Source organism: Burkholderia sp. Se-20373 (assembly GCF_017104705.1).
Taxonomy (GTDB): domain Bacteria; phylum Pseudomonadota; class Gammaproteobacteria; order Burkholderiales; family Burkholderiaceae; genus Burkholderia.
Window position 1 is genome coordinate 1 of the sequence record NZ_JAAGPH010000216.1, and the last position, 9,249, is coordinate 9,249.

General features: G+C 66.6%; 8 protein-coding genes and 1 pseudogene. 7 read left to right on the forward strand and 2 right to left on the reverse strand.

The features are described from left to right. Positions 1 to 2,653, reverse strand: a 2,653-nt coding sequence (locus G3N96_RS35880; protein ID WP_241022986.1) for an efflux RND transporter permease subunit, incomplete at its 3' end; no start/stop codon positions are given. Positions 2,654 to 2,920: 267 nt separating this feature from the next. Here G3N96_RS35880 and G3N96_RS35885 point away from each other — a divergent pair. Together G3N96_RS35885 and G3N96_RS35890 are read left to right on the forward strand one after the other, a co-directional pair. Beyond that, positions 2,921 to 3,388, forward strand: a complete 468-nt coding sequence (locus tag G3N96_RS35885) for an MEKHLA domain-containing protein (RefSeq protein WP_206140135.1) — start codon at positions 2,921 to 2,923, stop codon at positions 3,386 to 3,388. A 235-nt stretch (positions 3,389 to 3,623) separates the two neighbouring features. Further along, positions 3,624 to 3,938, forward strand: a complete 315-nt coding sequence (locus G3N96_RS35890) for a DUF4148 domain-containing protein (protein ID WP_206140136.1) — start codon at positions 3,624 to 3,626, stop codon at positions 3,936 to 3,938. 71 nt (positions 3,939 to 4,009) lie between these two features. On the opposite strand, the gene ansP is transcribed toward G3N96_RS35890, so the two are convergent. Next, positions 4,010 to 5,500 carry an L-asparagine permease gene (gene ansP / locus G3N96_RS35895; protein ID WP_206140137.1) on the reverse strand — a complete coding sequence of 497 codons (1,491 nt, stop codon included), beginning with the start codon at positions 5,498 to 5,500 and terminating at the stop codon, positions 4,010 to 4,012. 469 nt (positions 5,501 to 5,969) lie between these two features. Here ansP and G3N96_RS35900 point away from each other — a divergent pair, with 469 nt between their 5' ends. The 5 genes and pseudogenes from G3N96_RS35900 to G3N96_RS35920 form a co-directional block, all read left to right on the forward strand. Further along, positions 5,970 to 6,776: a transporter substrate-binding domain-containing protein gene (locus G3N96_RS35900; protein WP_046546696.1), complete on the forward strand. Its 807-nt coding sequence runs from the start codon at positions 5,970 to 5,972 to the stop codon at positions 6,774 to 6,776. 89 nt (positions 6,777 to 6,865) lie between these two features. Beyond that, positions 6,866 to 7,552: an amino acid ABC transporter permease gene (locus G3N96_RS35905; RefSeq protein WP_124579266.1), complete on the forward strand. Its 687-nt coding sequence runs from the start codon at positions 6,866 to 6,868 to the stop codon at positions 7,550 to 7,552. Next, positions 7,549 to 8,199, forward strand: a complete 651-nt coding sequence (locus G3N96_RS35910) for an amino acid ABC transporter permease (RefSeq protein WP_124579264.1) — start codon at positions 7,549 to 7,551, stop codon at positions 8,197 to 8,199. The genes G3N96_RS35905 and G3N96_RS35910 overlap by 4 nt, the downstream gene beginning before the upstream one ends. Further along, positions 8,186 to 8,935 carry an amino acid ABC transporter ATP-binding protein gene (locus tag G3N96_RS35915; protein WP_124579262.1) on the forward strand — a complete coding sequence of 250 codons (750 nt, stop codon included), beginning with the start codon at positions 8,186 to 8,188 and terminating at the stop codon, positions 8,933 to 8,935. The genes G3N96_RS35910 and G3N96_RS35915 overlap by 14 nt, the downstream gene beginning before the upstream one ends. Positions 8,936 to 9,124: 189 nt before the next feature. Then, positions 9,125 to 9,249 (forward strand): annotated as a pseudogene (locus G3N96_RS35920) (cbb3-type cytochrome c oxidase subunit I); the annotation flags it as partial.

The following is a 9,249-nucleotide window of genomic DNA, read 5'->3' on the forward strand; positions in this document are numbered from 1 at the left end:
CGCGCCGCAGACGCCGGCCGGCGGCCCGGCGGCCGGCGCACCCGCGCAGAACCTGCTCGGCACGCTCGGCAGCTTCTCGCGCACCACGCAGCAGGCGGTCGTGTCGCACTACAACGTGCAGCCGGTGCTCGACCTCTTCGCGTCGGTGCAGGGGCGCGACCTCGGCGGCGTCACCGCCGACGTGACGACACTCGTCGATGAAGCCCGCGCGCAACTGCCGCCCGGTTCGTCGATCGTGCTGCGCGGCCAGGTGCAGGCGATGCACGAGTCGTTCGCCGGACTGCAGCGAATTCACCGTGTATTGCGGCGTCTGCACGAGCACCGGGTAGCTGACGCCGTTGCGCGGATCGAGCCAGAAGTTCGGCGTGGTCTGCGAGCTGCCGGACAGCGCGATCAGCAGGTTCTGCGCGACGTCGCGCTGCTGCAGCCCGGCCAGGATCGCCTTCGTGCGGTCGACGTTCACGTCGATCGCCGGTTCGTCGCCGGGTTGCTGGATGCGCGCGTCGACGAGCCCGCGCACCCCGCGCAGCTTCGCGAGCAGCGTGTTCGCGACCGCGCGGTTCTGGTCGAGCCTGTTGCCGACGATCTGGATGTCGATCGGCGCGGGCAGCCCGAAATTGAGGATCTGGCTGACGATGTCGGCCGGCAGGAACGCGAACGTCACGCCGGGGAACGACTGCGCGAGTACGTTGCGCAGCTTCGCGACGTACGCAGCCGTGGACGCATGGTTCGGCTTCAGCGTGATCAGCACGTCGGCGTCCCCGGTGCCGATCGGGTCGGACGTGTCGTACGTGAGGTTGATCCCGCTCACCGGCACGCCGATGTTGTCGAGCACGCCCGCGAGTTCGTTCGTCGGAATCACGTTACGGATCTTCGCTTCCACTTCGTCGGTGAGCCGTGCGGTTTCCTCGATCCGCGTGCCGGTCGGCGCGCGCAGGTGCAGGCGGATCTCGCCGGTATCGACCGACGGAAAGAAGTCCTGGCCGGCGAACGCGAACAGGCCGGTCGATGCGACGCAGGCGAGCAGGAACGCGGCCGCGAAGCGGCGGCGCCGGGCGATCGCCGCGGCGAGCAGCGCGCGATAGCGCAGCCGGACGGCCTCGAAGCGTCGTTCGAACGCGGCCTGGAAGCGCACGAAGCGGGCGAACACGCCGCGCGGCGGCCGGCCGTGGCCCTTCGCGCGCATCAGCGCCATCGCGAGCGTCGGCACCAGCGTGCGCGAGAAGAAGTACGACGCGATCATCGCGAAGATCACCGCTTCGGCCAGCGGCACGAACAGGTAGCGTGCGACGCCGGTGAGCAGGAACATCGGCACGAACACGATGCAGATCGACAGCGTCGACACGAAGGTCGGCACCGCGATCTCGCCCGCGCCGGTCAGGATCGCGTCCTCGAGTGGCGCGCCCCGTTCGAGATGATGCGTGATGTTCTCGATGGCGACGGTCGCGTCGTCCACCAGGATCCCGACCGCGAGCGCGAGCCCGCCGAGCGTCATGATGTTGATGGTCTGGCCGAGCACGGCGAGTGCGAGCAGCGACGTGAGCACCGCGAGCGGGATCGTGATCGCGATGATCAGCGTCGCGCGCCAGCTGCCGAGGAACAGCAGGATCATCAGCGCGGTCAGGCAGGCGGCGATCAGTGCCTCGCGCACGACGCCCTGGACCGCCGCCTTCACGAACACCGACTGGTCGTCGAGCGGCGAAATGTGGAGCGCCTTCGGCAGCCCGGCCGCGATCTTCGGCAGCATCGCCTTCACCTGGTCGATGATCGTCAGCGTCGACGCGCTGCCCGTTTTCTCGACGGTCAGCAGCGCCGCGCGCTTGCCGTCCACCCGCACGATGTTGGTCTGCGGCGCGTAGCCGTCGCGCACGTGAGCGACGTCGCGCACATAGACGACCGTGCCACCGATCGTCTTCACCGGCAGGTCGTTCAGCGCGGCCACCGTCTGCGTGCTGCCGTTCATCTGCACGTCGTACTCGTGCGTGCCGATCTTCGCGGTGCCGCCGGGCAGGATCAGGTTCTGCGCGTTGATCGCGTTCACCACGTCGATCGGCGCGAGGCCCTTCGCCTGCAACGCACGCGTGTCGAGATCGACGACGATCTGGCGGATCTTGCCGCCGAACGGCAACGGCACGGCCGCGCCCTGGACGGTCGCGAGCTGCGTGCGGATGAAGCTGTTGCCGAGGTCGTACAGCTGCTGCTCGGCGAGCGAGTTGCTCGACAGCCCGAGCTGCAGGATCGGTACGGTCGACGCGTTGTACGTGATGATGTTCGGCGGCAGCGTGCCGGGCGGCAGGATGCGCAGGATCGACGCGGCGTTGCTCGCGGCTTCCGCGATCGCGCGATTGATGTCGGCGCCGGGGTGGAAGAAGATCTTCACGACCGACACGCCGTTCAGCGATTGCGATTCGATGTGCTCGATGTCGTCGACGTCCGACGTGAGCGCGCGTTCATAGTTCGACGTGATGCGCTTGGCCATGTCCTCCGCGGAGAAACCGTTGTACGACCAGACGATGCTGACGACCGGAATGTCGATGTTCGGGAAGATGTCGGTGGGGGTGCGCAGCAGCGCGAGCGGCCCCGCGATGAAGATCAGCAGCGCGAGTACGACGAACGTGTAGGGCCTGCGTAACGCCAGCCGGACGATCCACATGATGGTGCTCCTCGAAGCGGGGAATGGACGCGCATTCGATGCGACGAGCACGCAGTCTGCCGGCGCGGCGTTGACCCGACCCTGACTCGAAGATTACGAAACCGTTATCCGTGCCGGCGCGGCGGCATCGGCCGTGCGGCGGGCCGCGCGGCGCGATGCGGGCGGGCCGAACACGCGCCGCCGACGGCGGGGCGCCGCTTCATCCATAATGTCCGGCGGCAAACCTTCGCTCATTCGCGTATCTCGCCGATTTCAGGAGCCAGACCGATGTCGTTGCGCACCGATGCAAACTTCTTCCGCCTTCTTGCCGACTCGTATCGCCGGCTCGTGAGCCGCCCGCTCGTGCCCGACGGCATGAGCGCCTCCGACGGCGCCGCGTGGCTGTACGAAGCGGCGCCGTTCGGCATCCTGGCGCACGACACGTCGGCCGATCCGGTGTTCGTGTACGGCAACCGGCGCGCGCAGGCGATTTTCGAATACGACTGGGATGAACTGACGGCGTTGCCGTCCCGTCTGTCGGCGGAGCCGATGGAGCGACACGAGCGCCAGGTGTTTCTCGACAAGGTGATGCGCGATGGCTTCGTGTCCGAATACCGCGGCGTGCGCGTGACGAAGTCCGGCAAGCGGTTCTGGATCGAACGCGCGACCGTATGGCAACTCATGGACGCGGACGGAATCGTGCGTGGCCAGGCCGCGATGATTCCGGAAGTAAGGCCGCTCGACGTGCCCGCATGAACGCGACGATCGACTGGCATGCGCGTCGCGTCGCGGGCCCGCGCGATGTCCGGCGAACCGGGTCGGCCCGCCCGCGACGGGCGCGAGCGATCGGATAACAAAACCGTAATCGAAGCCTCACCTTCAGGAAAGCGCGCGAATCGCAGAATGAATCCAACTCTTCATCACATCGATGGGGAGCGGATGTCCGGCCTGATCTGCGGACGCGAACACGCCATCTTGAGAGGTGAACATCATGAACAACCTGATTCGTGCAGTCCTGCTTTCCTGTGCGCTGAGCGCACCGATCGTCGCATTGGCGCAAACCACCGACCATGCGCTCACACGGGCCGACGTGCGCGCCGATCTCGTCCGCGTCGAACAGGCCGGTTATCGTCCGATCAGTAACGATCCGAACTATCCCGAGGACATTCAGGCCGCCGAGGCGAAGGTCGCCGTGCAGCCAGCGCAATCGGCCGCCGCACGGCCGAGCGTTGCCGCCAAGACCGCTGCGCCGTCGTTCGCCTCGCTCGCGTCGCTCGACACGCAGCCGTTGTACGAGCATCACTGAACGCGGTGGTCGACCGCCGTCCGCGGCCCGGCGACGGTTCCTTCAACGGACGGCACGCATGCCGCAGCGAGTCAGTCGTCGCCGTTCTCGAGCACGTTCTGCGTGAGCGCGATCGACGGAATCGTCGGCTTCAGCAACGCGCGGCGCGCGCGACGGCTCAGCCACTTCCAGCCGGCCACGAGCAGCAGCGCGACCAGCGGGATCGAGGCGATCGTCCAGGTCCCGTTCGGATAGTCGAATGCCATCAACACCAGCACGCCGAGCAGGAACAGCAGCGTGAGCCACGACGTCACGGGCGCGCCAGGCATCCTGAACGATACGTCGTCCACGTCGCCGCGCCTGACCGCGGCGCGGAACTTCATCTGGCACACGACGATGAAGCCCCAGGTGCTGATGATGCCGAGCGACGCGATGTTCAGCACGATCTCGAACACGCTCGACGGCACCAGATAGTTGAGCAGCACGCCGACCACGTAGATCGCGACCGTCACCAGAATGCCCGCGTACGGAACGGATTGCCCGCTCATCCGCGCGAGGAACGCGGGAGCCGAGCCGCCCATCGACAGCGAACGCAACACCCGCCCCGTCGAATACAGGCCGGAGTTGAGGCTCGACAGCGCGGCGGTGAGCACCACCAGGTTCATCACCGAGCCGATGCCCGGCACGCCGAGCGCGCCGAAGAACGTGACGAACGGGCTCTGGCCCGCCTTGTACGCACTCCACGGCAGCAGGCAGACCAGCAGCACGACCGATGCGACGTAGAAAATCGCGATGCGCCAGATCACGTTGTTGATCGCGCGCGGCAGCACCTTGCGCGCATCCTTGCATTCGCCGGCGGCCGTGCCGACCAGTTCGACGCCCGCGAACGCGAACACCACGCCCTGCACCAGCACCAGCGCCGGCATCAGTCCGTGCGGAAAGAACCCGCCGTTGTCGGTGATCAGATGCAGGCCGGTGCCATGGCCGGCCACCGGCATGCCCGTGCCGAGGATCGCCGCGCCGATCACGAGAAACAGCACGATCGCGGCGACCTTGACCAGCGCGAACCAGAACTCCATTTCCGCGAACCATTTCACGCCGATCAGGTTCATCGTCGCGACGATGCACAGCGCGACGAGCGCGAAGATCCACTGCGGCACGGCCGCGAACGGTGCCCAGTAGTGCATGTAGAGCGCGACGGCGGTGATGTCGACGATGCCGGTCATCGCCCAGTTCAGGAAGTACATCCAGCCTGCGACGAACGACGCCTTCTCGCCGAGGAATTCGCGTGCGTACGACACGAAGCTGCCGCTGCTCGGGCGATGCATCACGAGCTCGCCGAGCGCGCGCAGGATCAGGAACGAAAACGCGCCGCAGACGAGATAGACGATCGCGAGCGCCGGGCCGGCGGCCTGCAGCCGGGCGCCGGCGCCGAGAAACAGCCCGGTGCCGATCGCCCCGCCGATCGCGATCATCTGCACCTGTCGATTGCCGAGGGTCTTGTGATAGCCGGCTTCGTGCGATTCGAGCCAGCTGCGTTTGTCGGTTTCGCCGGTTGTCGACGGGTCGGGAATCGATGCCATGACGGGTTCCTCGCGCACGGATGGGATGGGATTCATCCCGATCGCGGACGATCGGGATCACCGGTACCGGAGGTCCGGCGCGCGCAATCGCGCGCGCGCGTCCTGATGGCGATTCGTCGGACCTGACGAAAGGCACGGTACGTCGCGAACGTATTCAGCCGTAATTCCGGTCACAAACGGAATGCAAATTTGGACTGGGCCGGTTCGAATCCATGCATAGGGTGTCGGCGCCGGGTGAACCGGTTAGGTAATTTGGTGCGCCGGCGCGCGCTGCGGGGGCAACCTTTACCGACGGCGCCGGCGCATGCACCGAAATGAGGAATCCGGCTCGCCGAAAGGTCGCCGAAATTTCTGTCTCGTGCCGGTGCGGCAAGCGTTTCACGGCGATGGCCCGGTTTTTGCTGGAGTGGTGTCGGCCGCGCAATCGTTGCGCGCTGCCCGACGACATACCAGACAAGGAAGATTCACCGTGAGCCCGACGACCCGACCGTTCCCCCGACGCACCTGGCTGGCAGCGCTGCTCGCCGCCCCCGTGATCGCGCTGTTCGCCGCCGCGCCGGCCCATGCCGATGCGCTCGACACGATCGCGAAAAACGGCACGCTGCGCGTCGCGGTGCCCGAGGACTATCCGCCGTTCGGTTCGGTCGGCACGGACATGCAGCCGCAAGGCTACGACATCGACATGGCAGGCCTCCTCGCCAAGGCGCTCGGCGTCAAGCTGAAGCTGGTGCCCGTGAACAGCGCGAACCGGATTCCGTACCTGACGACCAACAAGGTCGACATGGTGATTTCGTCGCTCGGCAAGACCCCGGAGCGCGAGAAGGTCATCGATTTCTCGAGCGCGTACGCGCCGTATTTCCAGGGCGTGTTCGGGCCGTCCGACGTGAAGGTGAGCGCGCCCGCCGACCTCACCGGCAAGACGGTCGGCGCGACGCGCGGCGCGCTCGAGGAGATCGCGCTGTCGCAACTCGCGCCGAACGCGACGATCAAGCGCTTCGAGGACAACAACGCGACGATCCAGGCGTTCCTGTCGGGGCAGGTGCAACTGATCGCGGCCGGCAACATCGTCGCGGCGGCGATTCTCGCGAAGAATCCGCCGCGCCGCCCCGAGGTCAAGTTCGTGATCAAGAATTCGCCGTGCTTCGTCGGCGTCAACAAGAACGAACCGCGCCTGCTCGCGAAGATCGACGATGCGATCGCGCATGCGAAGCAGGACGGCTCGCTCGGCGAGCTGTCGCGGAAGTGGCTCGGCCAGCCGCTGCCGGCCGGGCTGTGACGTAGCGCAGTGCAGCCTGACACGTCGCCGCGGCCCGCATGCCCGGCACGGCGCGTGTCGTTGTCCGAACCCGAATTCATCCGCTTCCCATGAGCTACCAGCTTCAATTCGGCGAACTCGCCGATTACGCCGGCGTGTTCGCGAGCGGCGCGGCGATCACGCTCGCGCTGACGGCGGTCGCGACCGTGCTCGGCGTGGCCGTCGGCGTGCTCGGCGCGGCCGCGTACAGCGCCGACGCGCGCGCGGCCGTGCGCTTGCGCCCGCTGATCGGCGCGTACGTCGAGGCGATTCGCAATACGCCGTTCGTCGTCCAGCTGTTCTTCATCTTCTTCGGCTTGCCGGCGCTCGGCGTGCACATCGACGAGTACACGGCCGCGATCCTCGCGATGACGCTCAACCTCGGCGCGTACTCGGTCGAGATCGTGCGCGCGGGCGTGGCCGCCGTGCCGAAAGGGCATCTGGAGGCGGCGTCCGCGCTGGCGATGTCGCGCGCGCAGATGCTGCGCCACGTCGTGCTGCCGCAGGCGCTCGCCAAGGTGTTTCCCGCGCTGTCGAGCCAGATCGTGATCACGATGCTGGGTTCGGCGGTCGTGTCGCAGATCTCGGTGGCCGACCTGACCTATGCGGCCGGCTACATCCAGTCGCGCAACTTCCGTGCATTCGAGACGTACTTCGTGATCACGCTCGCGTATCTGGCGATGGCGCTGCTGATGCGCGCCACGCTCGGCGCGATGGGCCGCCGCCTGTTCTCCCGCCGCATGCGAGGTGCGCGATGACCGATTTCACGTTCGGGCAGATTCTCGCGAACCTGCTGCTGGCCGCGCGCTGGACGATCGTGCTGTCGATCGTGTCGTTCGTATCCGGCGGCCTCGTCGGCCTCGGGCTGCTCGTGATGCGCGTATCGAATTCGACGGCGCTGCGCGGCGTCGCCAAGCTCTATATCGAAGTGTTCCAGGGCACGCCGTTGCTGATGCAACTGTTCATCGTGTTCTTCGGCCTGCCGCTCGTCGGGTTCGACGTGCCGCCGTGGGTCGCGGCCACGGCGGGGCTCACGTTCTTCACCAGCGCCTATCTGGCGGAGATCTGGCGCGGCTGTGTCGAGGCGGTGCCGAAAGGGCAGTGGGAGGCGTCGGCCAGCCTGGCGATGAGCTATGTCGAGCAGTTGCGTCACGTGATCCTGCCGCAGGCCGCGCGCATCGCGATCGCGCCGACGGTCGGTTTCGGCGTGCAGGCGGTGAAGGATACGGCGCTCGTGTCGATCATCGGCTTCACCGAGCTGACGAAGGTCGGTATCGCGATCTCGAACGCGACGTTCCGGCCGTTCGTCGTGTATGGCCTCGTCGCGCTGATCTATTTCGCGCTCTGCTATCCGCTCACCCGTTATGCGCGCACGTTGCAAAGGAGATGGCATGCCGCTCGTTGAAACCCGGGGTCTCGAAAAGAACTTCGGCACCCATCATGTGCTCAAGGGCATCGACCTGTCCGTCGAGCGCGGGCAGGTCGTGTCGATCATCGGCCGCAGCGGCTCGGGCAAGAGCACGCTGCTGCGCACGCTCAACGGGCTCGAGAGCATCGACGCGGGCACGATCTCGGTCGACGGCGAACGCGTCGATGCACGGCATGCGGACTTGCGTGCGCTGCGGCTGAAGGTCGGCATGGTGTTCCAGCAGTACAACCTGTTTCCGCACCTGAGCGCCGGACAGAACGTGATGCTCGCGCAGTCGGTGGTGAAGAAGTCGCACCGCCAGCAGGCGCGCGCGATCGCGGAACTGATGCTCGAGCGTGTCGGCCTCGGCGACAAGTTCGACGCGTTTCCGGAACACCTGTCGGGCGGCCAGCAGCAGCGCGTCGCGATCGCGCGTGCGCTCGCGATGAAGCCGAGCGTGCTGCTGTGCGACGAAATCACGTCGGCGCTGGATCCCGAACTCGTCGGCGAGGTGCTGGGCGTGATCGAGCAGCTCGCGCGCGAGGACATGACGCTGATCATGGTCACCCACGAGATGAACTTCGCGCGTGCGGTGAGCGACAGGATCGTGTTCATGCACCAGGGACGCGTGTGGGAGAGCGGGACGGCAGACGAGATCTTCGAGCGTCCGCAGACGGTGGAATTGACGCGGTTTCTGGGCAGCGTGCGGAACCCGGAAACGGTTGCGCGCTGACCGACACGGCCGTGCGGCCGGGCCGCGACCCGATGACAAGACCGTAATCGAAGCCTCACCTTCCGGAAAGCGCGCGAATCGCAGAATGGACACCACTCCCCATCGCATCGATGCGGAGCGGATGTCCAGCCCAACCTGCGGACGCGAACACGCCATCTCGAGAGGTGAACGTCATGAACAACCTGATTCGATCGTTACCTCGGCATGCACTTCTTCACGAACGAAGCCGGCGGCAACGCGATGCTGTACCTGAACCTGATCTGGGCATGGGGTCACCCCGAGGTGTACATCCTGATCCTGCCGGCGTTCGGTAT